Source organism: Endozoicomonas sp. PH6C, from assembly GCF_059322965.1.
In genome coordinates this window covers 6,825,326-6,850,414 of the sequence record NZ_CP185342.1, presented here as the reverse complement: position 1 = coordinate 6,850,414, position 25,089 = coordinate 6,825,326, and the positions used below count along the sequence as shown (strand labels likewise).

Genomic DNA, 25,089 nt, shown 5'->3' with positions numbered 1-25,089 from the left:
TAATTTTCTGGAAACAGCAGCGGATTATAACGTTTTGGCTCTGGAGCGGATACCGTTGTATCCCTCTGGAAATGAGGTCGTTGTGAATAAGAGGGCAATAATATCCGGAAAACTCCACGGGACAGGATCATGGAGTTCTGAAGAAAATGTGGATAAGCTGTTAGCTGTTGTGAATAACTTTTCCCGTCTCAGTATTTCCAGAATGTGGGTGTGAATAGTACCAGCAGTGTGAAGATTTCCAGACGACCCAGCAGCATGGCAAAACAGAGAATCCATTTCGCGGTATCAGGAAGCGTGCTGTAGTTTTCGGCGGCTTCTCCCAGGGCAGGGCCCAGGTTATTCATGCTGGAAGCGACGGTAGAAAAAGCGGTAGTCAAATCAACACCCGTTGCCATCACAGCCAGTATCATAACGGCAAACAGGAATACATAGGCGGCAAAGAACCCCCAGACCGCCTCACCGACTCGGCTGTGAACAGCCTTGCCACCGAGTTTGATGGAGTAAACGGCGTTAGGATGAACCAGACGACGAAGTTCTCTTACACCCTGTTTGAAGATCAGCAGTACACGAATCACCTTAATCCCTCCTGCCGTCGAGCCTGCACATCCCCCGATAAAACTGGTCATAAAGAGAAGAAGTGGCAGGAATGTTGGCCAGGCTGAGAAACCGCTGGTGGCATAACCGGTCGTCGTGGCAGCAGAAACCACCTCAAAAATACCGTAATCGAGGGAGTCTGCCAGATCATAAGTGGCAGAGAAGTAGAGGCCTGCCACTGTAATCAATGAAACCACCAGAAGGATCAGCAGGTAAGTGCGAAACTCAGGGTCTTTCCAGTAATGGTAAGTAGATTTATTGCGCCAGGCGAAAAAGTGGAGGGCAAAGTTAATACCGGCTACCAGCATAAAGAAAGTAGCCGTGGCATTAATCAGTGGTGATTCAAAATAGCCAATACTGGCATCGTGGGTTGAGAATCCACCAATGGCTATGGTCGAAAAGCTATGGCTCACAGCATCAAAAAGGTTCATACCTGCCAGCCAGTAACCCAGGGCACACACTGCCGTTAATGTCACGTAGAGCAGCCAGAGTGCTTTCGCGGTTTCTTTAATTCGGGGCGTCAGCTTGTTGTCCTTTATAGGTCCCGGCGTTTCTGTCCGATAAAGCTGCATCCCTCCGACGCCCAGCATAGGCATGATAGCGACAGCCAGAACAATGATCCCCATGCCTCCCAGCCACTGCAGTTGCTGGCGATAAAAGAGGATCGATTTGGGCAGGTGATCGATGCCCGTCAGTATCGTAGCGCCAGTGGTGGTCAGGCCCGACATGGACTCGAATAGGGCATCAGTGACGCTGAGTCCCGGGTCTGTCATTAATAAAAGTGGCAGGGAACCCATGCCTCCCAGGACCACCCAGAAAAGAACAGTGATAATAAAGCCGTCACGGGGGCGAAGGTCCGATTTAATTTTTCTGAAGGGAAACCAAAATAAGAAACCGATAAGAAAAGTCAGAAAAAAAGTATATAAAAACAGTGAAATTTCAGATTCCCCATAGATCATCGCCACTGCCAGAGGTGGAAGACTGGAGAAGCTGAATAGCATCAAGAGAATACCCAAGACGGGCAAAACGACAGAAAACTGCATAAGACCCTGTTTTTCTAGTTATACAGACAACGGCCATGCCGTCTGATTCAATTATCAATAAGTACACAAGACTGGTACCACCCCATCGGACCCCCCAGATGCGGTAATACCTCCTAGTCATGGGTGTCATTTTTCAAGTCTGGTAAAAAATAAACCGCTGACTCTAATGTCGAAATGTATCGTTTAAAAGAACCCCAGTCCAACCTGAAAGAGTTGTTCTACTTCGTGAATACGTTTCTTGTTGGTCAGGAACAGAATGATATGATCCCCGGACTCTATACGAGTAGTGTCGTGTGCAATCAACACTTCATCGTTTCTGACTATGGCTCCGATGGTTGTTCCGGGGGGCAGCACGACCTGTTGAACCGTTTTACCGACGACTCTGGATGAATTTTCATCGCCATGGGCAATGGCTTCAATGGCTTCTGCTGCACCACGACGAAGTGAGTGAACATTGACAACGTCCCCTCTTCGTACGTGTTTAAGAAGACTGCCGATGGTGGCCTGCTGTGGAGAAATCGCAATATCTATCTCGCCGCCCTGGACCAGATCAACGTAGGCAGGGTTATTGATCAGGGCCATGACTTTTCGGGCGCCCAGTCGTTTAGCCAGCATAGCGGCCATGACGTTGGCTTCATCATCGTTGGTCAGGGCACAAAAGACATCCGTCTCTTCGATGTTTTCAGAAATCAGCAGCTCTTTATCGGATGCATTGCCATTGAAAACCATGGCTTTGATCAGCGTCTCAGACAGGAACTGACAGCGCTCCATATTCTGCTCAATGATTTTTACCTTGAAATCATTTTCAGCCGACTGAGCAAGGCGCAAACCAATGTTACCGCCACCGGCAATGATGATGCGTTTGTAATCATCATCCAGCCTCTGCAGTTCACTCATGACAGCCCGGATATGACAGCGGTCGGCGATGAAGAATACTTCATCGTCGGCCTCGATCACTGTGGTCCCCTTGGGCATGATGGCCTTGCCACGGCGGAAAATTGCAGCCACACGGGTGTCAACGTTGGGCATATGTTCACGCAGGTAGCGCAACTCCTGCCCGACCAATGGACCGCCATAATAGGCTCTCATGGCCACCAGCTGGGCACGGCCATCGGCAAAGTCGAGAACCTGAAGGGCACCGGGACGTTCAAGAAGGCGTCGAATGTAGTTGGTCACCACCTGCTCGGGGCTGATCAATACGTCGATGGGCATAGCATCATCGCCAAACAGATTATCCCTGTTCAGATAAGCCGCCTGACGAATACGGGCAATCTTGGAAGGTGTGTGAAACAGGGTATAGGCAATCTGACAGGCCACCATGTTCACTTCATCGCTATTGGTTACCGCCACCAGCATGTCAGCATCATCAGCACCGGCCTGTTTGAGTACAGAGGGGAAGGAGGCCATACCCTGAATAGTCCGGATATCAATACGATCCTGCAACTCCCTGAGAAGCTCCCCGTTGGCATCCACTACCGTGATGTCGTTCTCTTCACTGGCCAGGTTTTCAGCCAGGGTTCCGCCTACTTGTCCGGCACCGAGAATGATGATTTTCATAGACTTTCCTGATGGCTTTTTATTGGCTGAAGGCTGTTTGTCTGCTCAGAGTGCTCAATGGTTTCGTCAGAATCATGGTCCACTTTTTTCAGCAGGCTGTAGAAAAAACCGTCACCTGAACCGGGCAGAATCTGTCGGCCAAAGCCGGTATCCAGTCCCCATTCTCCTGGAAAGGGTTGCAGTTCGGCGTCTTCCTGATGTTCGAGGAAGGCGGCAATCTGTTTGCTGTTTTCAGCAGGCATGATGGAACAGGTTGCGTAGAGCAGTGTGCCACCGGGCTTGAGCAACGACCACATGGTATTAAGAATCTTGCCTTGAAGCTCAGCCAATGCATCAATGTCTTCGGGTTTGCGAAGCAGTTTAATATCCGGATGGCGGCGGATGACACCGGTTGCCGAGCAGGGGGCGTCCAGCAGAATATGATCGTAACTCTGTCCATCCCACCACTGCTCGGGCTGAGTACCATCACCGGTCATGAGTCGGGCCTTCAGGCCAATACGATCAAGATTTTCCTGCACACGAGCCAGTCGCTTCTCATCTATATCCAGAGCATCGAGTTCAATGCCCGGGAACATTTCCAGCAGCTGGCAGGTTTTGCCTCCCGGAGCACAGCAGGCATCGAGAACCTTGTCACCTTTTTTAACAGGCAACAGGTTTCCGGAAAGCTGAGCAGATTCATCCTGAACACTGACCACACCGTCCGAAAAGCCGGGCAGCTGATCCACCGGGAGAGCCCGCGTCAGGGTTATTGCCTGGGGAGACACCCGAGAAGACGAAGCCTGAATGCAGTCATCCAGTAATTTTTTCAGGTATCGATCACGCTTTAAATGCCGCTCATTGACCCGCAAGGTCATAGGTGGAGACTGATTATTGGCCCGGGTGATATCCTGCCAGTGCCCGGGCCAGGCATTGCGGATTTTGCCGACCAGCCATTGGGGGTGAGCTGTAAGACAAATGTCGTTGGATTCAGCCAGTGCATTGAGCGCTTCTTCCTGACGCTGTGCAGAACGCAGAACACCATTCACAAGACCTCGGGCCCAGGCTTTACCCATCATGCGGGTGACCTGAACGGTCTCCCCAATAGCGGCGTGTGCCGGAATGCGGGTGTAGAACAACTGGTAGAGCCCCACCAGAATCAGACTGTGAATCGTCTGCTCTTTTGCTTTCAGCGGTTTGTCCATCAGGGTGCTGAGCCAGCTATCCAGTCGAAAATAGTAACGCAGTGTGCCGTAAGAGAGCTCTGCCAGAAGCGGTTGGTCTTTCTTGCGCAGGGCTTGCTGATATTCAGGTAATACCTGGCTCAGGGATTCACCGGAAACAACGCGGCTGATTACTTTGGCTGCTGCCAGTCGAACGGAAGATTGCTTGGCCATCAGTTGAATTTTTTCCCGGGTACAAACATATCCCTGCGGCTGTTGAGCAGGTCCTGCACTGGCATGGCACGGCTGCCAGATAACTGCACGTTAGTGAGACGCAGTATGCCTTCTTCAGTGGCAATATCCAGGCCAGATTTGTCAGCCTTGATCAGGGTGCCGGGTGCCAAATCATGGTTTCCTGTAACAGGCTTTGCCTCCCAGACCCGAATGGCATTACCTTCCAGCTCTGTTGTCGCCACTGGCCAGGGGTTGAATGCCCGTATCATACAATCAAGATCAGTTGCTGATCTGTTCCATTGAATACGGGCTTCCTCCTTGCTCATTTTATGGGCGTAACAAGCATTACCATCATCCTGCTTTTCTGCACGGATAGTGCCTTGAGCAATAGCATTGACGGCTTCAATCAGAGCCGGCTGCCCTACTTCGATCAGACGGTCATGCAAATCGGAAGATGTGTCTGTTGTGTGAATCGGACAGCGGGCTTTAACCAGCATATCGCCAGTATCCAGACCTTCATCCATCTGCATGATGGTGACACCGGACTCTTCATCACCCGCAGCAATAGCCCGTTGAATAGGAGCTGCTCCACGCCAGCGTGGCAGAATTGATCCATGCACATTGATGCAACCAAAGGTTGGAATCTCCAGAACACTTTTCGGAAGTATCAAACCATAGGCCACTACAATCATCAGATCAGGTTTGAGCGCAGCGAGTTGTTCCCGGGCGGCGTCATCTTTTTTCAGAGATTGTGGCTGAAACACCGGGATGTCATGTTGCAACGCCAGCGCTTTCACCGGGCTGGGCTTGAGTTTTCTGCCTCGTCCCGCCGGTCTGTCGGGCTGGGTGTATACGGCAATGACTTCATGCTGACTGTCCAGAACCGCCTGAAGGTGGGCGCTGGCAAAATCCGGAGTACCGGCAAAGACAATACGAAGACTTTTCATTAGGTTTTCTAAAGGCTCGACAGAACGATTGGGATGGCGGCGATGATAGATAAAGTAAGGGCCTGAGTAAAATCTGAGTCTCCCGGAGCGGCTTTTCCTGCATTATCCGGGAGATCATCAGAGTCATTAAGCTGTGGCAAGGCGCTTGTTCTTCACCAGCTTTTTGCGAATACGTTCTTGCTTCAGTCGGGACAGATAGTCCACAAACAGTTTGCCATTCAGGTGATCCAGCTCATGCTGTACGCAGACAGCAGCCAGACCATCCAGGTCTTTTGAGTACTCGTTTCCGTCTCTGTCCAGTGCGGTCAGACGAATCTCAGCCGGACGATCCAGCAGCTCGAAAAATCCCGGGATGGACAGACAGCCTTCAGACAGATCCGTCAACTCTTCAGTTAGAGGTTCGAATGTTGGATTGATCAGAACCATTGGTTCGTTGCCATCATCGGAAAAGTCCATCACCACTATGCGCAGATGAATATCGACCTGAGTGGCTGCCAGACCAACGCCTTTGGATTGGTACATAGTTTCCAGCATGTCATCGACGATTTTACGAATATCGTCGTTTACCTCGGCCACGGGCTCAGCAATAGTGCGAAGTCTTTCGTCAGGGTATTGAAGGATTTCCAGAAGCGCCATGGGGATTCTCAAGCTGTTTCATTAAATTAAAAAGTAATTTTAAATTTCTTTTAGGTATATAGGTAGTTTTAAGTGCGAATGTTCCATTTTTTAAGTGCTTATTGACGGATAGGCGATGAACTTAAGGAGGAGCTATCTGTGTTTTGAGCGCCGTTATCAGGAGAAATGATTAGATGACTGCGGGCTTAGCAGGAGTGTGGCATCGGAGTGTGATTTCCATGACCGTGCCAGGAGGCTTGTAATCAGTCAGATATCGGCAAGCAAAGTTAAATTCCGGTGCTCAGGGCTTTTGCCACCAGGTGCTGAAGCTGGTGGTGTATTCCGGCAGTTGCTCAGGCCAGCCAAATTTGTCCCAGTGAGCCACCCTCATGTAAGTGGAGTGCCACTTAGGGATGCCGTAATAGTTCCATAGCAGCACCCGGTCCAGTGAGCGTGTCAGGGTTTGGAGTTCCTGTTGTGAATTCACTTCAGTCAGTTTCTGAAGGAGTTGATCTACGACCGGATGGTCAATGCCGGCAAAATTTCTGGAGCTGTTGTCATGGGCCCGGCTTGAATGGAAATAATCGAACAGTTCCAGGCCCGGCGAGAGTGTCTGCGGCAGTAATTGTGCAATCATATCAAAATCCCGGGATCGCATTCTGGCGTAATACTGGCTGGAGTCCATGACCGTGTATTTCATGGTGATTCCTATGGACTCGAGGTTTTTCTTGAAAGGCAAGAGATAGCGGTCAGTAGCGTGAGTGGTTTCAATAAACTCAAAAACAAAAGGTTGTTGAGTGATGTTGTTGATCAGCTGATTGTTTTTCAAGGTCCAGCCTGCCTCTTTCAATAAGGAAAGGGCTTTCCTCTTTTGTGTTCTTAGCTGTCCATCTCCTGACGTTATGGGAAGGAGAAATGCCTGACTGACAATCGGGTTCGGTAATGAGGGAGTTAATGACGCTAGTAGCTTCTGCTCTGCGGGGGTTGGCTTATCAATAGCTCCCAGAGAACTGTTGGGAAAGTAGCTGTGAGAACGACGGTAGGCATTATGAAAGATCACCCGGTTCGTCCATTCATAATCAAACATCAGGGTAATGGCCTGGCGAACCCGGACATCCCTGAATAATGGACGACGGGTATTGAAAAAGAAAAAGCTGCTGCCATAAGCCATCTGATGGGGAATGGTTCGTTTTTTTATACGTCCGTCGATGACAGCGGGGAAGTCGTAGGCGAATTGCCAGTTCTTGGCGACGACTTCAAGATGCAGATCGTGGCCACCGGATTTGAAAGCTTCCATGGCTACCTGAAAATCGCGGTAGAAGTGAATGGTCACCGTGTCGAAATTATATTTCCCCTTGTTAACGGGTAAGTCCCTGCCCCAGTAATCCTCGACCCTTGAAAACACAATCAGCTTGCCGGGTTCCACATGACTGACTCTGTAGGGGCCGCTGTTTAAAGGTGGAGTGAGGGTTGATTTATCGATGGCCCTGTTCTTCCAGAAGTGGGCTGGCAGAACGGGAAGCTCCGCTGCATGGAATAACTGTTGGCGGGAACCCGGCTGTTTAAAGTTAAAGCGGACTTTTCTCTGACCTAGTGCCTCCACAGAAGCAATGGAGTCCAGTTGCATTTTGTATTGGGGGCTTCCTTTTTCACTGAGGGCTTTGAATGAAAAAATTACATCTTCCGAAGTGATCTCATGCCCATCATGGAAACGAGCTTCGGAGCGAAGGTTGAAGATAATCCATTGATTATCATCAGGGTATTCAACGCTTTCAGCGATCAATCCGTAGGCCGATCTGGGTTCATCTCCCGAAGGCGCATACTGTCCTGATCCCACCATCAATGGCTCGTTCAACTCGGTAAAGCCATAACGCATGTAGGCAAATGAAGGCAGGCCGGAAAGTGTATTGCCCTGGGGAGCGTAAGGGTTCAATGAGTCAAAGGTACCATGGGCAAACAGGCTAACATTTCCTCCCTTGGGCGCTTGGGGATTCACATAGTCAAAGTGTTTGAAACTGGCCGGGTATTTAAGGTCGTGAAAACGCGACAGGCCATGGGACTTGTGAATGGTCACTTCCCCAAAGAGCAGTGAGCTAATCAGTAATAGCCAGCCTGTCAGAAACAGTCCTGTTGTGTTCATTTTTTTATTGAAAAACCTATGAAAGTCTAATCCCACCGCTCCATTATTAAAGGGTACCAAGCACCACCAACTCCACCAATAAGATGCAATCATGTGATTTTCAAATATATATCACATTCGAATTAATGGTTGGCACGACTTATTAACTTTTTGAAATCGGAATGTTATCGATGGAGTGGTGAAAATTGGGGCAAAAAAGGAACTTTTTCAATTTAAAGCTATCTAAATAAATATTAATTAAAGGGAATGTAATTATGGATCCATCAAGCCGTATTTCACAATATTTGTCGTGTTTGCCAATATCGTGTCTAAGTTCCAACTCCCTGACCAGTCGGGCAACCACAGCTGGACATCGCAATACTTTTTGGAAAGGAAGGAAAGTCGATAAAATGGTCCCATTGCCGGAGTGTGGTCATACATCCCTGTCTTTGAAAGCTATGGAACGTCAAAATGGTAGCAATTTCTTCATTCACACCATTTGGGATATAGCCAAAAGCGGCGACTATATTCGCATCTTCGAGGATGAGCCAACAAAATTAGAGCTCCTTGACTCTACTGAGAATAGAACAGAAATTGCCATGTCGGATACCGGCTTTTCAAAAGGCATTCATATTCTGGACATTGAATGGTTGAAATTATGGCGAGGCTCTCATTCGGTAATTGGGGTCGCACTGGCGGGTACCCCTGACCATGGAGAGGGATACACAAACCTTCTAGGTAGCACAGAGTCCTCATGGGGCTGGAATATAAAAAACAACAAACTGCTTCATAATGGCCAAACTATAGGCAATTACCCCAAAGACGAATCAAACAGTACATTTGCAGCGCCGAAAACGATAAGCTGCATAATAGATATGAATGCAGGGACCGTCGGCTTCAGAATCAACGGGAAGTATTTGGGAGATGCGTTTTCGGGGCTAAAGCATAAAACCGTTTTTCTGGCTGTGAGCGTTACTTGTATTGGCGCAAGGATCGCTATCAAATATATCAAAGGCTCAAATACCCCCCTTTCGCTACAAGAACTGTCAAAGTTGTCAGTCAGAAGTCGGGTTCAATTTGAAGAGCAGATTGCCCACCTTCCTACCGCTCCACCATTAAAGAGATTCATTGCTGATAAAGAAATGACAGACGACGTTGAAGGTTACGATAGCAATAGTAGCTAGCAAAGCATATAACCTTTGTTGGCTGTTTTAACAGGTATTTTCTTCACTTTATTCTTGATAGTTACCTGCCGACAGTTTCAAGCCCTGCTATTCCTCAGGCAACCAGCCATCTTTCATCACCTGCTCATAGGTCCATGAGCATTCTTTTGGAAAAGTCCTGGTGGGGAGGCCGGTTTGCTTAACCGCCAGTACAACCGCCCTTTTATAGGCCTTGCTGAAAAGTTCAGGTACTTTCGGCCCCAGACTTGGATTCTCCTCGAGCAGTTCTTCAACATCCTCCCTGTGGAGAATAATGGAGTCCTGCCAGTTTCTTGATCGACGCTCTGGTTGAAACTGCCATTTGAGGAGATGCATAAGTAGTTGCTTCAGGTGGCTGGTGAGTGACCGGGGCTCATGCCTACCCATATCGTCAACTTCCTCAATGAGATGTTCCAGATCAAGCTGGTCAAACTGACGGTTTATCAAAAGTTCTTTTTGTTGTTTGACCCATTGGTAATAATCAGTTTTATAAAGGTTTTCCATATATCACCTCCCTAGCTGCCTTCCAGCCTTCCTAATGTAGGCAAAAATCACTGCTTTGGATAGTTTCCTGATTTGCTCTGAAGTACAGAAAGGCCGTTGCCGGTCGAGAACAATAGTGACTCAGATTTGTCCCTGAGCTTTTGTTTTATCGGCTATGGGTGCAGTGGAATAAAAAAGATAAGTCACAATTTTGTGGGCAGATTTTCTTCATATTGAAGGGTTTGATTGCCCGATGACAGGACCCGTTGATAAACTGCTGGAATAAAACCAACAACAAGTGCAAGGGATCGGTAACCAATGAGAAGCATAGTACTGGGCGTTCTTCTGCTCTGCCTGTCGTCATCAGGGATAGCTTACGAGAGTCCGATCAAGTCAGATTCTCCCCGGGATTACATGGTAAAAAAAGGGGATACGCTGTGGGAAATTTCCAACCGCTTTCTGAAAAGTCCCTGGCTATGGCCTGAAATCTGGCACGCAAACCCCCAGATTCATAACCCTCATCTTATCTTCCCCGGTGATCTGGTGAGCCTGGTTTACATCGATGGTCGTCCAAGGCTGACGATTGTCCGTCGTGGCGAGAGTGGCAGAACCATCAAGCTCAGCCCGAAAGTAAGAACACTGCCTGCTGAATCCGCAATTCCTGCTATCCCGCTCAGCGCAATCGATGCCTTTCTCAAGAGCAGCCGGGTATTTACCTCTAAACGGGCGTTAGAAAGTGCTCCTTATATATTTGCTTCCAGACAGGAACGAATTATAACCGGCGCGGGAGACAAGGTTTATGTCCGGGGACAAATAGGCTCTCTGGACAAGAGTCTCGACATTCTCCGAGCCGGAGACGTTCTGAAAGATCCTGACAGCGGTGAAGTACTGGGTATTATTGGCCATCAAGTGGCCGATGCTTCCCTGCAAAAAGTCGACAATGGCATTGCCAGTCTGAAGATCCAGACAAGCCAGCAGGAGGTTAGGCCTGGTGATAAAGTGTTGCCAGCAGACACCTTCAGCCTTCAAACTACCTTCTTCCCCAGAGCACCTGATGCACCGGTGGAAGGTAAAATTGTTTCTGTGGTTGATGGGGTGAAAAAAGTCGGTCAGTTCAACAGCGTTATTATCAATCGGGGTATCCGGGAAGGTTTGCGTCAGGGCGATATACTCAATGCCTACAAGAATCTGAAGGTTAAGGATCAGATCAGTGGAGAAATGGTCAATCTGCCTCCTGAAAGAGCCGGTATGATCATGATTTATCGTACTTTTGAAAAAGTGAGCTATGGTATTGTGCTGACTGCCTATGAAGAAATAGGTGTAGGAGACACTCTGAAAAGCCCCTGAGGTGCAATGACTCAGCAAATCCATGATTCCATCTGGCAGCCTTTACGCAAATGGCTGCTGCTTTCCTTTCAGCCCGGATTAGGTGCGGTTCGCTTCAATGGTCTGATCCGGGAGTTTGGTTCTGCAGACGCTATTCTGTCAGCCTCTTATCAGACATTGAGAATGGGGCTGCCGGAAAAACTGGCGGCGCAATTATCAGGGAATCCTGAGACCCCCGATATTCTTGAGCGTCTGAACCATTGTCGACTCTGGCTGGAATCCAGCCAGGCTCATCACATAATTACCCTGCAATCGCCTCAATACCCTGTTGCTCTCAAAGAGTTAAGTGACCCGCCTCCCCTGCTTTACGTGATCGGTAATATCGATCTCTTGAATGAGCCTCAGCTCGCCATTGTCGGCAGCCGCAGACCGACTCCCCAGGGGCGTCGACTCGCTCAGGAGCTGGCTAAGGAACTGTCTCGAAAAGGACTGGTTATTACCAGTGGTATGGCATTGGGGATAGATGCAGCTGCGCATCAGGGAGTGCTGGGCAGTTATGGCAGTACCATAGCGGTTCTGGGAACCGGGGTGGATGTGGTTTATCCAAGAAGCCATGGCGACCTGTATCAGGCTATAGCAATCCAGGGCGCTCTCGTGAGCGAATTTCCCCTGGGGACGACACCAAACCCCGGACATTTTCCAAGAAGAAACCGCATCATCAGTGGCTTGTCATCGGGTGTATTGGTGGTTGAGGCAGCACTGAACAGCGGATCCCTGATTTCAGCCAGACTGGCTGCCGAGCAGGGGCGCGAAGTCTTTGCTGTACCGGGTTCTGTGTTAAATCCTCTCAGCCGTGGCTGTCATAAGCTCATAAAGGAAGGGGCTGTTCTGGTTGAATCGGCTGAGGATATCCTGATTGAGTTGCAGAGCTATCTCCGGGCTTTTGTTGAACCCTCTCATAAACCTGAATCCGCCAGCTCTGACTTGTCAGGGTTACAAAGAGTCATTCTGGAAAGCATGAACGGTGAAGCCGTCAGTGTGGATCTGATCTGCCAGATATCAGGGCTCTCGTTTGACCAAATCTCTGTCATTCTGACTGAAATGGAGCTGGAAGGTTTTATTGAGTCGGTGCCTGGTGGTTATATCCGGACGGGGTAGCCACCTCACTTCCTCACTGGCTCTTGCCTCATACCGGTCAATAAGAGCCTCAACCTACATGGCCTCTGCGATATATCGTAAGTGCGTCAGGTCGCAAAGCGGAGTCATCCCCATGCGGGAAGCCCGCAAGCCATCGGGTTATAACTCGCCAGTCCAAGTCGCAAAAACGCTGATATTCACTGATAATTTAAATCTTTCACTTCTGGTACGATATATCACAAACATTAGTACCAGAAATGAAATATCTATGACTTTTGAAGATTATTATCAAAAGCTTCCCATCAAGAAGAAGTTAAGTAACGTAAAACAGATCATCCTGAAGCGTGTATGGGGAAAAAACAGTGCTCCTTTTCCTAAGCCTTGGGTATCTTCTGCTGAACTGCTTGAACTGACAAGACAGAAGTACTTTGATCGTCGAACCAGAGAGTTAAGAGATGCATTGGGTTGTGACCTAGAATCTGCTTATCAGGAAGAATTTGAAGGCCATGCCTGGCGTTTAAGATCAGACATTCTGACTGCTCCACAAGTGAGGGAATATCTTACGAAAGCGCAAAAAGATCTTCTTTTTTTTGAAGCTGAAAATACCTGTGCAACCTGTGGTACTCAGACCGAAGCGGGGGTTAGAGGTTTGCAAGCGGACCACAAAATACCTCTCTCCCGTGGAGGAACTAATGACTTAGAAAACTGGCAGCCTATATGTAACAACTGCAATGTCGAGAAAAGGAGGGCTTGCGAAGGATGCAATTTGAATTGTCAGACCTGCTCATGGGCTTTCCCTGATAAACATGGCGTACCTTCCATGTTGTATCTCAGTGAGCCTGTACTTAAGGTTATTGAGAGTATCAGCAAGACTGAATCCATCAGTCGGGAAGAAGCTATCAGAAAAGCTGTAGAAGCTTATCGAGAAGATATTCTGACCAGAAAGCATGCATAATTGGGAATTACCGCTCATGCAAATGCTTGTTAGTAATTAGCCTACTTGTGCAGCGAGATCTTGATCCTTAAACATATCCATTGTTTCAAAGGCTCGATGTGATGACACCAACTTACGAACCGGTGCTTTCTGAAGAAGCGCCTTCCTGATTTGTCTACCTAAAGCCGCAGCAACAGGAGCAGGAAATGCATTTCCGACTTGTCGATAAGCATGAGTCTTTCCACCAAAAAACTCCCAATAGTCAGGGAAACCCTGAATCCTTGCAGCCATTCGAATATTCAACAACGGCATTCCTTCGCAACCAGGCTGGATCGTTCCATCTCTTTTGAGAACGCCTATGAAACCTTCTCCCGGAATTTCATCGTCATTGGCAACTCGGTGAGCATTTACACCAAGCTCTTGCCACTGTCGTTTGGCTCTCGTAGGCCCCAGATCAGGTCCTCCATGTTTTTTGGATCCACCTACGAGTGTCGGAGCTATTTTATCAGCCTTCTTTTTCCATTTATCAGCGCCTTCCCAACCATTGGATGACATGAGATCACAAAGAGCTTCACCTACAGTTTTAGGTCGCTTATTTAGAGGTTGAGGCCAGTGAAAATGCTTAAAGTAATCCGGCTTCATTGCCACCAGTATAACTCTGGGCCTTAACTGAGGTACACCAAAGTCACTGGCTTGATGCAGCTTCCAATCAGAGAGATAACCCATCTCAAAAAGCTTACTAGATATTTCATCCCGGTAATCTTTGAACTTATCTTCCAGAAGACCCGGAACATTTTCCAGCATCACGGCCTTTGGTTGAACCTTCTGAATAATCTCTAGTGCTGTAGGGAAAAGATCACGTTCATCATTACTACCAAGCTGCATGCCGGCTTTACTGAATGGAGGGCATGGCACTCCCCCTGCAACCAGATCAATTTGCCCCCGGTAATCTTCAGCTTCATGTTTTGCAAAGTGCTTTAGGTCACCCTCAACGATATTGTCCCACCCCAAGCCGTGAGTCTGATTATTGAGGTGCAAGGTCTGACTGGCATGATGATCGATTTCAATGAGCGCCGCATGGGAAAAGCCTGCCTCATGCAAACCTATGGCTTGGCCGCCGGCACCGGCGCACATTTCAATCGTTTTCATCAAAAAGCCTGTCTTGTGCTCAAAATGATAATTATACCAACTTCGCCTGTATGAAAAAATCACTCCAACTCGAGATAATTTATCAGTGCCCTCATTCTACGCTTCCGCTGTCTTTCATCCTTGGTTCTGGACGACATACTTTTGCTGTAGGCTTCGACATTTTCATTATCAGAGTCTCGGGTGCGAAGTTTTGTATAGAATTCAGCAAGCTTTCCCTTAATATCGTCTGGCTTTATACCTTTTCTTTCACAAAAATCGGACAGGCACCAGATACCATAAAGATGTGAAACGCCGCCAACATTGAACTTTTTATACTCAATATCTAAAGATTTCATAAGGTGAGTAACTTGGGAAAATCTAGCTTCAATACCACTCCAGTCCAGGGTTGCTTTATTGTACTTTTCATAAAGCTCATCCAATATATCCTGGTTAGCGTGCAAAGGTCTTCCCTCAATTTGCTGGAACATTATTTCCGAGATAAATTCATAATGCTCCATCCTGGCAACGTCTGTTCCTTTCAGCCGATCTTTCCAAAATGGCATTTCAGACACCCTTTCAATAAGGTTAAGAAGCAGACTTCCATGGTACTTTGATCTTCTCAGCTCCTGCCCCTTCAATGGCTCTCCGTTACGGTTTAGTCTGTCAAATATATTGTCTATTACCTCTTTGTCTGAAGTATCTATGTACTCAATAGGAACAACATATCTCCAAAACCGTTTTTTATACTCAGTCAAATCCTTTTCATCTAAATCCCTGAAGTACACTCCGGCTATTTTTTCATCATAAAAAGGGGTGTTTTCAAACTCATCTGACGCCGGTATTTCATTTTTTAAAAACCGAACTATAGATGTCAAACGCTGTTTTCCGTCAATGACATCATATTTTGTTTTACCGGTATCATCGTCTATCTTTTGATGTAAAAAGATAGGCGGAATAGGGAAGTTTTTAAGTAAACTATCAATAAAAAATGACTGTTTTTCATCGCTCCAGACACTATCTCTTTGATAAGCAGGGTCGAAATTGTATTTCTTCAGCAGATAGCTCTCCCAGAAGTTAGCCACCGTGATCGTGTTAGTTTCTCGCATCAGGCTGACTGACATTTCATTTTCTCCTTGAGAGTTTCAGAACTGGAATATGTAACAAAATTGCTGAATATGCTTGTTAGTACTGCATTGATTGTTCTTTGAGGAGCAGGGTTTACCATAGTCACGTCGAGCAAGGGATCACACCCCATAAACAGTTCGTCAAGCTCAGACCTGTCTACATGCCAGTAGGATAAGCCACAAATAATCATTTCATCATCCTTGCCCAGCCGATCAGCCTTAAGCTTTGCTTCAGCTCTAATGGGGAAAGACCATGTGCGACGAAAACGCTCTGAGTCACCTGCTGGGGGAATCAGGGCTGTGATAAGGTGATTATCATCCAGGTCATCATAACCTACCGAAAATTCCTCAGTAGAACCATCCTGAAGCTCACGGTCGTACTTTATTCCATAAGAGTCCCTGGAAGACTTGCTCTCATGAAGAAAACTAATTGAGCCATGGGGCTTGAGTATTTTTATCCTCGCATTCTCTACTCTGTCGCCTATAAGCCCAACTTTATAGGGTATCTTGAAACGGTCCAGAAGGCGCTCTAGCCAAACATCGTAATTGTATGTAACAACCACTATTTCGCTATAGCTATCTGACTCACTGGCATGCCTTATAAACTCAAGCCAAGGCCAGCTCTGAGCTGAGTCCGGTATTACTGGCACTTGTTTGTTATAAAAAACAAACAAGTGCTTAATGTATTGGATCAATTCCTTGTAGGCGTGGATATAGATATCATTTGGTCGGCCACTCAGGCCAAACTCATCAGGCTTCTTCTTTGATGCATAGACATTTACGCAGGTGATGATATCCTCGATCAGATCCATCGCATCCTTGGCACTCATGTTTGGTCTTGCACCTAGGTTCCATAAGTTCGGACAGTGTTTAAACGACAGAAAACCGGGCATTCCTGTCGCAGGCCAAGGGACCTCGGTACCTCTTCGAAACAAATTGATTACGTCTATGTCATCAAACCGACCAATATGTTTCAGGAAATCTATGGTGAACCCGTTACCCAGAATCAAGAACAAATTCTTACTCAAAAAAAATCCTTGTATTCCTGTTGAATGAATTATGTTTGCAGGCAAAGACGATCTTGTTTGCGAGCATTTACATCTAAACTTCTAACCACTGCTTCAGTTTTGGCTCATCGAAAATGACCTGCTCAAACTCTTCTGGCGACTCTGCCTCAGACCGCACGTCCACAAACTCCTGATAATCATCATCTTGTGACGTTTTCATTTCCATAAGGCAGTAACGCAGGCTGTCGTCAATTTCCCGGTGTCGAGGATCTTCTGGAAGCACGCAGATTTTCAGAATTTTGTGACCCTGAACGTACACGAAGGAAGGGCCGGTATCGTTACGGTAAGACTGGTCTTTAAAGTAGACCGGGATACGGATGCCCAATGGGTAATCCTTGCCAAACTCCTGCTTGTACGTTTCCATTACTACCCCTGAATTAAATAGTCTTAAAGGCGCTTATTTTAAACCTTGCAGCGCACTGTGTTAAAAATATTTTTGTGTTCCAATTTTGCATTACAGACCAAACTTCAAAACAGACACAAAGATCAGAATCTTCACGGTCATTAACCAGAAAAGTGGAGTCTGTAAGTCGATCATTACCGACTAGACTGTGGACTGGCGAAGTCCGGAAACGCATCAAGGGCAGTTTTCCTGCAGCACAGCGAAATGAAACCATGAACAGGTTTCATGCCCATGGTATTAGTTTGTAGAACCCGATTCACATTGGGGGGGCTTATTCTCAATTAGTGTGGGCCTGGGTTTCAATCTGAACAAAAAACAATCATTTTCCCGACCATTGAGATTTTATTGCAAGATTTTCTAATGCTTATTCGCTCAAACGTACAAGTCTTCTTATAATCTACCCCGAATCATCCACCGACCATTACACGGCTTACAGGAGTTTGAGATGGAAGTCGGCATTATCATGGGGTCCAGGTCAGACTGGCCAACGATGAAACTGGCAGCAGAAATGCTGGATCGGTTTGGAGTCCGCTATGAAACCAGAGTGGTTTCAGCACACAGGACTCCCCAGCTGTTGGCTGATTACGCCACTGGTGCCAAAGAGCGCGGCCTCAAAGTCATCATCGCAGGCGCAGGCGGTGCGGCTCACCTGCCCGGTATGGCTGCAGCTTTCACCAGCCTGCCTGTTCTGGGTGTGCCAGTTCAGTCCAAAGCACTGAAGGGTATGGACTCATTACTGTCCATCGCCCAGATGCCCAAAGGGATTGCCGTAGGAACTCTGGCCATTGGCGAGGCAGGTGCAGCCAATGCCGGTATTCTGGCCGCTCAAATCATTGGTACCCACAACGAAGCGGTCATGGCTAAAGTAGAAGCTTTCCGTAAAGAACAAACGGACACGGTTCTGGCTAATCCCAATCCGGCTGAGGATTAATCTGATGCAGGTTTTAGTGCTGGGGGCCGGTCAGCTGGCGCGAATGATGTCATTGGCTGGCGCACCGCTGAACATTCAAATCAGTGCTTATGATGTAAGCAGCGAAACAGTGGTTCACCCACTGACTCAAATGACCACCGGTGATGACCTGGAATCGGCAATCAGGCAGGCTGATGTCGTTACCGCAGAATTTGAGCACATTCCCCTCGATATTCTGGCTATCTGCGAGAAAAGCGGTAAATTCCTGCCATCTACAGAAGCTATTGAGGCCGGTGGCGACCGCCGAATCGAGAAAAAACGGCTGGACGATGCAGGCGTTCAAAATGCCCGATACTTTGTCATTCAGTCATACGAAGACTTCCGGAAAGCCATTGAGCACGTGGGGCTGCCCATGGTGCTCAAGAGTGCTCTGGGCGGCTATGACGGTAAAGGGCAGTGGCGGTTAAAAGAGGCGGATCAGGCTGATGCCATCTGGACAGAAATGGCCGAATGTATTGCAGCTACAGAGCATCAGGCTATTGTTGCCGAAGAGTTTGTCCCTTTTGATCGTGAAGTCTCACTGGTCGGTGCCCGAAGCGCAGATGGAGCGGTTGCGGTCTACCCTCTGGCCGAGAATGTACATACCAACGGGGTGTTGAGTCTTTCTACTGCGATCACTGATCAGGCTTTGCAGGGACAGGCAAAGCAGATGTTCATTGCAGTAGCAGAGAGTCTGGACTACGTCGGAGTGCTGGCTTTGGAGTTCTTTGATGTCAATGGCTCCCTGCTGGTCAATGAAATAGCGCCAAGGGTTCACAACTCCGGGCACTGGACTCAGCAGGGAGCTGAAACCTGTCAGTTTGAAAATCATCTGCGCGCTATTTGTGCAATGCCCTTGGGCAGTACCCGTCTTATCCGTGAAACCACTATGATCAACATTTTGGGTGAAGACACGCTTCCCGATGCTGTGATAGCAATGGAGGGGGCTCATATTCACTGGTACGGCAAAGGAAAACGGCCTGGTCGCAAAATGGGCCACATCAATGTTTGTGGTGGGAGTACCGTCAGTGTGCAAAACAAGCTCTGTGAGCTGACGCAATGGCTCGATCAGGCAGCCTACCCTGCGCTGCATGAACGTGTCGGAAAGTCATTAACAGAAGCCTGAGTCAGTCCTGATCAGCTAGCGGCGTTTTTACAGCCTTGCTAAACTCCGCTACTCGCTGATCAAGTTGATGAAACGCTATGTCTAAAGTTCAGGCTGTTATCGAACAGGGGGGGGTCATAGCCTACCCTACGGAAGCGGTCTGGGGGCTCGGATGCGACCCCTGGAATCGGGAAGCTGTTTACAAGGTGCTGGCTATTAAGCATCGCCCTGTTGAAAAAGGGTTGATACTGGTTGCCTCATCTCAACAACAGATTGCTCCCCTGCTTTCCAACCTGACCGAAGCACAGCTTGAAACCTTATCAGCCAGTTGGCCGGGGCCTTATACCTGGCTACTGCCTGATACTGAGCGATGGACACCGGACTGGGTTCGTGGAAAGTTCGATACGGTCGCTGTCAGGGTCAGTGCTCACCCGGTGGTTAAAAAGCTCTGTGAACAGGCCGGGCAGCCACTGGTATCCACTTCTGCCAACCGGGCAGGAGAATCTCCTCTAATGACTGAGCAGCAGGTTCAGGAACAGATGGGAAACCTGGTATCTCTGATTGTTTCCGGTGAAACGGGCCCACAGACCGAACCTTCTGAAATTCGTGATCTTCAGACAGGACAACTGATTCGGGCCGGTTGATTCCGGCTCTGTTAAACTGCGTCTCTTTTTTATCCAGCCAGCCCAGGGAGTATTATGGTGACCGATGCCCAAACCGGAAAAGCCACAAGTCCGGAAAACAGCAGCGAGCCTCTAGACAGCCATGAACAGGTAGAGAGGGTCAGGCGATACCTGCTGTCATTGCAGGACGCTATCAGTAACGCCCTGGAAAAAGAAGACACTGGTACTGTTTTTCGTGAAGAAACCTGGGATTACCACGGTGGTGGTGGTGGCCGTGCCCGGGTTATTGAAGATGGTTCTCTGTTTGAAAAAGGTGGAGTGAACTTCTCCCACGTAAAAGGCGATAAACTGCCCCCTTCCGCCACCGCAAAAAGACCCGAGCTGGAAGGCCGGAGTTTTCAGGCCATGGGGGTCTCTCTGGTGATTCATCCCAGGAATCCGTTTGTGCCAACGTCTCATGCCAATGTTCGTCTGTTGATTGCCGAAAAAGAGGGGGCTGATCCGGTCTGGTGGTTCGGCGGTGGCTATGACCTGACACCCTATTACGGTTTCGAAGAAGACTGCATACACTGGCATCAGGTGGCCAGATCCGCATGCGAACCTTTTGGCGGAGAGGTCTATCCCCGCTTCAAAAAATGGTGTGACGAATACTTCTTCCTGAAGCATCGGGACGAGCCCCGTGGTGTCGGCGGTCTGTTCTACGATGATCTTAACGAGTGGCCATTTGAACGCTGCTTCGAGTTTATGCAGGCGGTAGGCAACAGTTATATCGACGCTTATCTGCCCATCGTTCAGAGGCGTAAGGACACTGAATACACAGAACAGAACCGTTATTTTCAAGAGTACCGGCGCGGGCGTTATGTTGAGTTTAATCTTGTATACGACCGTGGCACACTGTTTGGTCTGCAATCCGGTGGCCGCACCGAGTCTATCCTGATGTCTCTACCGCCTGTTGTGCGCTGGGATTACAACTGGCACCCTGAAGACGGGACAGAAGAGGCCCGTTTGTACAATGAATTTCTGAAACCCAGAGACTGGGTCTGATATTTAAAGTGACACTCCCCGAGAAAAAACAATGGCCATACCTGTTGATCATTACGCTGTGATGGGAAACCCCATTGAGCACAGCAAGTCGCCCAGAATTCATGCCATGTTTGCAGAGTCTGTGGGGCACAGGCTGAGTTACAACGCCCAACTGGTTCCGGTTGATGGCTTTGAACAGGCCGTTAAACGCTTTTTTGATAACGGTGGTTACCTGGGGCTGAGTGTAACGGTTCCTTTCAAGGAGCAGGCCTGGCAGCTATCAACTGTGCGAACGGCGAGGGCTCAGAAAGCCGGGGCAGTTAATACCCTCTGGCTGGATGAACAAGGTGCTCTCAACGGAGACAATACCGATGGACTCGGTCTGGTTCAGGACCTGACGGTCAACAATGGTGTTTCAATCAAAGGAGCGCGGGTGCTGGTTCTTGGGGCTGGTGGTGCGGTAAGAGGTATCCTTGAGCCGATCCTTGCACAGGAGCTGTCCGAAGTGGTGATTGCCAACCGCACTGTCAGCAAGGCCGAGGCTCTGGCAGACCTGTTTCCGGAGCAACCCGTAAAAGCTTCCGGTTTTTCAGAACTGGAAGGTCATTTTGATATTATCATCAATGGAACCTCTGCCAGTTTGCATGGCGATCTGCCTCCGGTTCCACCATCAGTCATTGCTGCTTCGACCTGTTGTTATGACATGATGTATTCAGCTTCTTATACAGTATTCAACCGTTGGGCATTGGATCAGGGGGCGGGAACCGTGATTGATGGTCTGGGTATGTTGGTAGAACAGGCCGCAGAGCAGTTTGCTATCTGGAGAGGTGTCCGTCCGGAGGCCATTCCTGTTCTGGAAATGCTCAGAAATGAGCTCTCTGGGGGTTAAACGACTGAGCAGCCAAACTCCGAGGCTGGCGAGATCATGAAGGTTACAGGCGATCCGTAAGCTCGAAAGAAATGACCCCCGACGATTTTGCTAACCGTTCTATGGAGCAAGAAGTAAGGGAATTACTGGAAACCCATTACCCGAAAAAGCTGGATACCCTTGAACGCATCAAAAAACCGCTGGAACCAGCTGCCGGAAACTCATCACGAAGAAACGAGCGAGTGGCGAAACGAAGGGCGTCCCTTAAAAACTAATTCACGATAAAAAGCTGCTAAAAAAATACCCTGCTATCGCCATAAAGCCAGAGATGAACATTCGTAGTGCCTGATTATAAGAACCTGCAAAGCATTGCAATTTTTAAGGCAGAATCCTGTGTAGGTTCTTCCACAAGGGGCTTTCAGCCCATAAGTTCATGTCCATGCCGGGCGTACCAAAAAAATAAGCACAGGGAACTAAATGGATAGAAAATGATCTAAGGCTACAGGTTATTTGAAAAACAGAGATAGGAGTAAGAGATATGAACGGAATCACACCACCCAACAGCCCAAATGATCAGTCAGCACGTTATCAAGAGCTGAGCGAAGATTGCCCTATTTGTTATGCACCTTTTGCCGGAAGTGAAGTCAAGGTTTTCGAACCATGCACCCATATGTTTCATGAAAGATGCCTGGCGACCTGGCTAGTGAATAATAGAACCTGTCCTATGTGCAGAAGTCTCGGGGAAAGGGAAGCACAACCAGTGCCCGCCACGCCATTCTCTCAATTTGGGGGCAATAACAATTTGTATGGGGATAGTGTACATGTGGTTACGCATTCAGTTGATGAACGGCAAAGGTTTCGCTTTTATGGTGGGCTTGAGACGTCTCATTTCTCTCCAGATGAGGGAGTTCTCCCCAGATAGGTCTGGCAGTATGTGGCTTGAAGTGCAATCTGGTCAAACATTGTGGATTAACAATGACTAAAAGAAGTCAGTTAGGTATTTCTATGGGGGCACCTGGCCAGGGTTGCTACTTTCTGGTGGATTGAGGTTTCACTGAAATAACATCACCACCCGACCAGTGCTGCTTATATTCAAGTTGCCACCTGAACTCATACCGTCCTTGATCAAGAATGGTATTGTTCAGACCCGATTTGGCCTTGACCTTGACACCAGGGTTTTCAGTCGTACCTTTCGCTGGCCTGGACATATAGGATACCTTTAAATCCTCAATGACAATCATTGCTTGATTCTTGCTGTGAATCCGGTTGATACCTGCTGGATATTTCCGGTTTTTTCGCCGAACAGCTGTTGTTTAAAAGAGGCCAGCTTTTTATCCCGCCTGTTGGGGATGAAGCACTTTGAGCATTTACGATCGTGGCGATATCGTCCGGGTGAATCTAAACCCAGTGTCGGGATCTGAAGTGCAGGGAGAGAGCCGACCTTGTCTTGTACTCTCCGTAAACGCATTTAATCGCTTGGGCTCTATGCTGGTTGCCCCAATTACCCAGGAAGGTAATTATTCCCGTGTGCAGGGTTTTACTGTTCCATTGATGGGAACGGGAACAGAGACTCAGGGAGTGGTGCTCATTAATGGTGTGAGGATGATTGATCTTGGGGCAAGGCAATCAAGGAAGGTTGAGAGCGCCCCTGAAACACTGGTTAATGAAGTCCTGGCAAAGCTTCAAACTGTTATTGAGTAGCGTCCTGTGACAAAACGAATCAGAAATAGAAGGACGGATCATCCAGGGAAATTGTAAGGTTCTGTGTTCTGGAGCTTATGAATCTTTCGGCGGCTGAGGCTGCAGAAAACCTGAATATTTCCAGAAATCTCTCATCAGGTTTCATGAGGATTTTGATAAATGACTGAGCAGCCAAACGCAATTTCCATTCCAGAACTGCAAAAAGGCGACCTTCTGTTTCAACTGCGCAAGGGAGGAGAGCTGGAGTGGGTTATCAGCAGACTGTTTGCCGGTTACAACGGCATGGCTCTGAATCATGTCGCCATTGCTATGGAAGGCGGGGAGCTGGTTGAAGCGGTCATGCCAAAGGTTCAGACAGTAAGTCTGAATCAGTTTATCGACAAATCCGTATGTGATGGACTGGGGCGGCCTTGCATTCTGATGGCTCGTCTCAAGTCTCCATGGCTTGCTTTAGTTGATGAAGCGTTGGCCTTTGCTGATGAGCAATTGCACTCGCCCTATAACAGAAACTTCTCTCCGGAGGGTCATGCTCAATCCGATATCAGTGACCGAGCCTGGTACTGCAGTGCTCTTGTTTTGGAAGCGTTCAGGTCTGCCAACAAGGGAGAGCCGGTATTTCCGGAAACCCCCATGGGGTTCCGTGATCTGGAAACCGGAGAAATATTCCCCTACTGGATAGACTTCTATCAGAAGATGGGACAGCCGATACCTGAAGGAGAGCCAGGCTCACACCCTGCCCTGCTGTCATGTTCCGATAAGCTTGAAGTGGTCAGAGTGGTAGGACAACTCCCTGCCAGGCAGAGCACCAACGGGCAGCTTGCCTGAGCCGGATGGTTGTCAGGTGGCTTTTGATTGGGCTGCCTGAAGATAAAGCATCTCGAGAGCAATCGTAGCACCAGCCAGAGCGGTAATATCGGCGAGATCGTAAGCCGGCGCGACTTCAACCACATCCATGCCCACAATATCCAGACCTTCAAGACCTCTGAGCAGCTGTAAAGCCCGGTCCGAGGTCAGGCCGCCACAAACCGGGGTTCCGGTTCCCGGAGCAAAAGCCGGGTCCAGGCAGTCGATATCAAAGGTCAGGTAAACACGGCGATTACCTGTTCTTTTACGTATATTGTCAATTATCTCTGCCACTGAGGTAATGTTGACGTAACTGGCATCCAGAATATTGAAGGGGGTGTTCTTGTGATCGTAATTGGTTCGAATACCCACCTGGGTCGAAGCCGAGGTATCAATCAACCCTTCAACCTGGGCATGATAAAACATGGTTCCGTGGTCGAACTTACCACCCTGGTCATAGTCGTCGGTATGAGCATCAAAGTGAATCAGTGCCAGAGGTCCATAATGTTTGGCGTGGGCTCTGAGCAAAGGCAGGGTAATAAAGTGATCGCCGCCAAACGTCAGCATACGTTTGCCAACAGACAATAACCGGTCGGCATGTTGGAACAGGGTATCGCTCATATCCTGTGCGTTGCCGCATTCAAAGACCAGATCACCGCAGTCAGCCACAGAAAGATGATCTTTCAGGCTGAAGAACCAGGGCCAGCGTTTGCCCTCCCAGGTCAGGTTGACTGAAGCCTTGCGAATAGCCTCAGGACCAAAGCGAGCGCCGCTGCGCCCTGTAGTCGCCAGATCAAACGGAACACCGGTAATGATCAGGTCTGTACCAGACTGAACAGGGTTGAAATCCATTGGCAGCCGCAGAAAGCCAAAGGCATTAGCGTAAAGGGAGTGGTCTTCCTTCTTTGTCAGCGTAGTCATGATC

26 protein-coding genes are annotated in these 25,089 nt (G+C 48.5%); 13 read left to right on the top strand and 13 right to left on the bottom strand.

The features are described from left to right. Positions 1-188 precede the first annotated feature (188 nt). The 6 genes from ACOMG9_RS24435 to ACOMG9_RS24410 all read right to left on the bottom strand — a co-directional run bounded on the left by ACOMG9_RS24435 (position 189) and on the right by ACOMG9_RS24410 (position 8,269). Positions 189-1,637 carry a TrkH family potassium uptake protein gene (locus ACOMG9_RS24435; RefSeq protein WP_422136082.1) on the bottom strand — a complete coding sequence of 483 codons (1,449 nt, stop codon included), beginning with the start codon at positions 1,635-1,637 and terminating at the stop codon, positions 189-191. A gap of 183 nt (positions 1,638-1,820) precedes the next feature. Then, a complete protein-coding gene (gene trkA, locus ACOMG9_RS24430) occupies positions 1,821-3,194 on the bottom strand; it encodes a Trk system potassium transporter TrkA (RefSeq protein ID WP_448215097.1) in 1,374 nt (457 codons plus the stop codon). Continuing rightward, entirely contained in the window at positions 3,191-4,567 is a 1,377-nt protein-coding gene (gene rsmB / locus ACOMG9_RS24425) for a 16S rRNA (cytosine(967)-C(5))-methyltransferase RsmB (protein ID WP_448215098.1), read from the bottom strand. The genes trkA and rsmB overlap by 4 nt, the downstream gene beginning before the upstream one ends. After that, positions 4,567-5,514 carry a methionyl-tRNA formyltransferase gene (fmt, locus tag ACOMG9_RS24420; protein ID WP_422136085.1) on the bottom strand — a complete coding sequence of 316 codons (948 nt, stop codon included), beginning with the start codon at positions 5,512-5,514 and terminating at the stop codon, positions 4,567-4,569. The genes rsmB and fmt overlap by 1 nt, the downstream gene beginning before the upstream one ends. Positions 5,515-5,640: 126 nt before the next feature. Next, positions 5,641-6,150, bottom strand: a complete 510-nt coding sequence (gene def / locus ACOMG9_RS24415; RefSeq protein ID WP_422136086.1) for a peptide deformylase — start codon at positions 6,148-6,150, stop codon at positions 5,641-5,643. 280 nt (positions 6,151-6,430) lie between these two features. Next, positions 6,431-8,269 (bottom strand): extracellular solute-binding protein, encoded by a 1,839-nt coding sequence (locus ACOMG9_RS24410; protein ID WP_448215100.1) that lies wholly within the window; start codon positions 8,267-8,269, stop codon positions 6,431-6,433. Between the two features lie 254 nt (positions 8,270-8,523). Here ACOMG9_RS24410 and ACOMG9_RS24405 point away from each other — a divergent pair, with 254 nt between their 5' ends. After that, positions 8,524-9,432 carry an SPRY domain-containing protein gene (locus ACOMG9_RS24405; RefSeq protein ID WP_448215101.1) on the top strand — a complete coding sequence of 303 codons (909 nt, stop codon included), beginning with the start codon at positions 8,524-8,526 and terminating at the stop codon, positions 9,430-9,432. 87 nt (positions 9,433-9,519) lie between these two features. Here the strand turns inward: ACOMG9_RS24405 and ACOMG9_RS24400 are convergent, their stop codons facing one another. Continuing rightward, positions 9,520-9,954, bottom strand: coding sequence for a DUF29 domain-containing protein (locus ACOMG9_RS24400; RefSeq protein ID WP_494529554.1), 435 nt, complete (start codon positions 9,952-9,954; stop codon positions 9,520-9,522). A gap of 297 nt (positions 9,955-10,251) precedes the next feature. On the opposite strand from ACOMG9_RS24400, the gene ACOMG9_RS24395 reads away from it, so the two are divergent. The 3 genes from ACOMG9_RS24395 (at position 10,252) to ACOMG9_RS24385 (ending at position 13,351) form a co-directional block, all read left to right on the top strand. Next, positions 10,252-11,280 carry a LysM peptidoglycan-binding domain-containing protein gene (locus ACOMG9_RS24395; RefSeq protein ID WP_448215103.1) on the top strand — a complete coding sequence of 343 codons (1,029 nt, stop codon included), beginning with the start codon at positions 10,252-10,254 and terminating at the stop codon, positions 11,278-11,280. A gap of 6 nt (positions 11,281-11,286) precedes the next feature. After that, a complete protein-coding gene (gene dprA / locus ACOMG9_RS24390) occupies positions 11,287-12,417 on the top strand; it encodes a DNA-processing protein DprA (protein ID WP_494529553.1) in 1,131 nt (376 codons plus the stop codon). Positions 12,418-12,664: 247 nt separating this feature from the next. Further along, positions 12,665-13,351 carry an HNH endonuclease gene (locus tag ACOMG9_RS24385; protein WP_448215105.1) on the top strand — a complete coding sequence of 229 codons (687 nt, stop codon included), beginning with the start codon at positions 12,665-12,667 and terminating at the stop codon, positions 13,349-13,351. Between the two features lie 36 nt (positions 13,352-13,387). Here the strand turns inward: ACOMG9_RS24385 and ACOMG9_RS24380 are convergent, their stop codons facing one another. The 4 genes from ACOMG9_RS24380 to ACOMG9_RS24365 form a co-directional block, all read right to left on the bottom strand. Further along, positions 13,388-14,479, bottom strand: a complete 1,092-nt coding sequence (locus ACOMG9_RS24380) for a DNA cytosine methyltransferase (RefSeq protein ID WP_448215106.1) — start codon at positions 14,477-14,479, stop codon at positions 13,388-13,390. 59 nt (positions 14,480-14,538) lie between these two features. Further along, positions 14,539-15,579 (bottom strand): DUF262 domain-containing protein, encoded by a 1,041-nt coding sequence (locus ACOMG9_RS24375; protein WP_448215107.1) that lies wholly within the window; start codon positions 15,577-15,579, stop codon positions 14,539-14,541. Then, positions 15,564-16,412 (bottom strand): SIR2 family protein, encoded by an 849-nt coding sequence (locus ACOMG9_RS24370; protein WP_448215108.1) that lies wholly within the window; start codon positions 16,410-16,412, stop codon positions 15,564-15,566. The genes ACOMG9_RS24375 and ACOMG9_RS24370 overlap by 16 nt, the downstream gene beginning before the upstream one ends. Positions 16,413-16,683: 271 nt before the next feature. Next, entirely contained in the window at positions 16,684-17,013 is a 330-nt protein-coding gene (locus ACOMG9_RS24365; RefSeq protein WP_448215109.1) for a hypothetical protein, read from the bottom strand. A gap of 484 nt (positions 17,014-17,497) precedes the next feature. Here ACOMG9_RS24365 and purE point away from each other — a divergent pair, with 484 nt between their 5' ends. From purE to ACOMG9_RS24330, 7 genes are all read left to right on the top strand, one after another. After that, complete coding sequence (purE, locus tag ACOMG9_RS24360) at positions 17,498-17,983, top strand: 5-(carboxyamino)imidazole ribonucleotide mutase (protein WP_317144230.1); 486 nt, start codon at positions 17,498-17,500, stop codon at positions 17,981-17,983. A 4-nt stretch (positions 17,984-17,987) separates the two neighbouring features. Continuing rightward, complete coding sequence (locus tag ACOMG9_RS24355; protein ID WP_448215110.1) at positions 17,988-19,127, top strand: 5-(carboxyamino)imidazole ribonucleotide synthase; 1,140 nt, start codon at positions 17,988-17,990, stop codon at positions 19,125-19,127. Between the two features lie 77 nt (positions 19,128-19,204). Further along, the gene (gene tsaC / locus ACOMG9_RS24350) at positions 19,205-19,750 is read left to right on the top strand and encodes an L-threonylcarbamoyladenylate synthase type 1 TsaC (RefSeq protein WP_422139404.1); all 546 of its coding nucleotides are present in this window, start codon (positions 19,205-19,207) and stop codon (positions 19,748-19,750) included. A gap of 54 nt (positions 19,751-19,804) precedes the next feature. Next, the gene (gene hemF / locus ACOMG9_RS24345) at positions 19,805-20,773 is read left to right on the top strand and encodes an oxygen-dependent coproporphyrinogen oxidase (RefSeq protein ID WP_494529552.1); all 969 of its coding nucleotides are present in this window, start codon (positions 19,805-19,807) and stop codon (positions 20,771-20,773) included. 31 nt (positions 20,774-20,804) lie between these two features. Further along, positions 20,805-21,641 (top strand): shikimate dehydrogenase, encoded by an 837-nt coding sequence (aroE, locus tag ACOMG9_RS24340; RefSeq protein ID WP_448215113.1) that lies wholly within the window; start codon positions 20,805-20,807, stop codon positions 21,639-21,641. Positions 21,642-21,712: 71 nt separating this feature from the next. Then, positions 21,713-21,895, top strand: a complete 183-nt coding sequence (locus ACOMG9_RS24335) for a hypothetical protein (RefSeq protein ID WP_494529551.1) — start codon at positions 21,713-21,715, stop codon at positions 21,893-21,895. Between the two features lie 263 nt (positions 21,896-22,158). Beyond that, positions 22,159-22,542, top strand: coding sequence for an RING finger domain-containing protein (locus ACOMG9_RS24330; protein ID WP_448215114.1), 384 nt, complete (start codon positions 22,159-22,161; stop codon positions 22,540-22,542). A gap of 106 nt (positions 22,543-22,648) precedes the next feature. Here ACOMG9_RS24330 and ACOMG9_RS24325 read toward each other — a convergent pair whose 3' ends face one another. Beyond that, the gene (locus tag ACOMG9_RS24325; RefSeq protein WP_494529550.1) at positions 22,649-22,861 is read right to left on the bottom strand and encodes a hypothetical protein; all 213 of its coding nucleotides are present in this window, start codon (positions 22,859-22,861) and stop codon (positions 22,649-22,651) included. A gap of 118 nt (positions 22,862-22,979) precedes the next feature. On the opposite strand from ACOMG9_RS24325, the gene ACOMG9_RS24320 reads away from it, so the two are divergent. Further along, on the top strand, positions 22,980-23,321 hold the full coding sequence (locus tag ACOMG9_RS24320; protein WP_448215116.1) for a type II toxin-antitoxin system ChpB family toxin: 342 nt from the start codon (positions 22,980-22,982) through the stop codon (positions 23,319-23,321). 159 nt (positions 23,322-23,480) lie between these two features. Then, positions 23,481-24,146 (top strand): YiiX/YebB-like N1pC/P60 family cysteine hydrolase, encoded by a 666-nt coding sequence (locus ACOMG9_RS24315; RefSeq protein ID WP_448215117.1) that lies wholly within the window; start codon positions 23,481-23,483, stop codon positions 24,144-24,146. A 12-nt stretch (positions 24,147-24,158) separates the two neighbouring features. On the opposite strand, the gene speB is transcribed toward ACOMG9_RS24315, so the two are convergent. Further along, on the bottom strand, positions 24,159-25,085 hold the full coding sequence (gene speB / locus ACOMG9_RS24310; RefSeq protein ID WP_494529549.1) for an agmatinase: 927 nt from the start codon (positions 25,083-25,085) through the stop codon (positions 24,159-24,161). Positions 25,086-25,089: the final 4 nt, after the last annotated feature.

Bases quoted from the DNA above. Each gene is read 5' to 3' on its own strand.
- ACOMG9_RS24435 (WP_422136082.1), bottom strand. From the start codon at position 1,637: ATGCAGTTTTCTGTCGTTTTGCCCGTCTTGGGTATTCTCTTGATGCTA.
- trkA (WP_448215097.1), bottom strand. From the start codon at position 3,194: ATGAAAATCATCATTCTCGGTGCCGGACAAGTAGGCGGAACCCTGGCT.
- rsmB (WP_448215098.1), bottom strand. From the start codon at position 4,567: ATGGCCAAGCAATCTTCCGTTCGACTGGCAGCAGCCAAAGTAATCAGC.
- fmt (WP_422136085.1), bottom strand. From the start codon at position 5,514: ATGAAAAGTCTTCGTATTGTCTTTGCCGGTACTCCGGATTTTGCCAGC.
- def (WP_422136086.1), bottom strand. From the start codon at position 6,150: ATGGCGCTTCTGGAAATCCTTCAATACCCTGACGAAAGACTTCGCACT.
- ACOMG9_RS24410 (WP_448215100.1), bottom strand. From the start codon at position 8,269: ATGAACACAACAGGACTGTTTCTGACAGGCTGGCTATTACTGATTAGC.
- ACOMG9_RS24405 (WP_448215101.1), top strand. From the start codon at position 8,524: ATGGATCCATCAAGCCGTATTTCACAATATTTGTCGTGTTTGCCAATA.
- ACOMG9_RS24400 (WP_494529554.1), bottom strand. From the start codon at position 9,954: ATGGAAAACCTTTATAAAACTGATTATTACCAATGGGTCAAACAACAA.
- ACOMG9_RS24395 (WP_448215103.1), top strand. From the start codon at position 10,252: ATGAGAAGCATAGTACTGGGCGTTCTTCTGCTCTGCCTGTCGTCATCA.
- dprA (WP_494529553.1), top strand. From the start codon at position 11,287: ATGACTCAGCAAATCCATGATTCCATCTGGCAGCCTTTACGCAAATGG.
- ACOMG9_RS24385 (WP_448215105.1), top strand. From the start codon at position 12,665: ATGACTTTTGAAGATTATTATCAAAAGCTTCCCATCAAGAAGAAGTTA.
- ACOMG9_RS24380 (WP_448215106.1), bottom strand. From the start codon at position 14,479: ATGAAAACGATTGAAATGTGCGCCGGTGCCGGCGGCCAAGCCATAGGT.
- ACOMG9_RS24375 (WP_448215107.1), bottom strand. From the start codon at position 15,579: ATGTCAGTCAGCCTGATGCGAGAAACTAACACGATCACGGTGGCTAAC.
- ACOMG9_RS24370 (WP_448215108.1), bottom strand. From the start codon at position 16,412: ATGAGTGCCAAGGATGCGATGGATCTGATCGAGGATATCATCACCTGC.
- ACOMG9_RS24365 (WP_448215109.1), bottom strand. From the start codon at position 17,013: ATGGAAACGTACAAGCAGGAGTTTGGCAAGGATTACCCATTGGGCATC.
- purE (WP_317144230.1), top strand. From the start codon at position 17,498: ATGGAAGTCGGCATTATCATGGGGTCCAGGTCAGACTGGCCAACGATG.
- ACOMG9_RS24355 (WP_448215110.1), top strand. From the start codon at position 17,988: ATGCAGGTTTTAGTGCTGGGGGCCGGTCAGCTGGCGCGAATGATGTCA.
- tsaC (WP_422139404.1), top strand. From the start codon at position 19,205: ATGTCTAAAGTTCAGGCTGTTATCGAACAGGGGGGGGTCATAGCCTAC.
- hemF (WP_494529552.1), top strand. From the start codon at position 19,805: ATGGTGACCGATGCCCAAACCGGAAAAGCCACAAGTCCGGAAAACAGC.
- aroE (WP_448215113.1), top strand. From the start codon at position 20,805: ATGGCCATACCTGTTGATCATTACGCTGTGATGGGAAACCCCATTGAG.
- ACOMG9_RS24335 (WP_494529551.1), top strand. From the start codon at position 21,713: ATGACCCCCGACGATTTTGCTAACCGTTCTATGGAGCAAGAAGTAAGG.
- ACOMG9_RS24330 (WP_448215114.1), top strand. From the start codon at position 22,159: ATGAACGGAATCACACCACCCAACAGCCCAAATGATCAGTCAGCACGT.
- ACOMG9_RS24325 (WP_494529550.1), bottom strand. From the start codon at position 22,861: ATGATTGTCATTGAGGATTTAAAGGTATCCTATATGTCCAGGCCAGCG.
- ACOMG9_RS24315 (WP_448215117.1), top strand. From the start codon at position 23,481: ATGACTGAGCAGCCAAACGCAATTTCCATTCCAGAACTGCAAAAAGGC.
- speB (WP_494529549.1), bottom strand. From the start codon at position 25,085: ATGACTACGCTGACAAAGAAGGAAGACCACTCCCTTTACGCTAATGCC.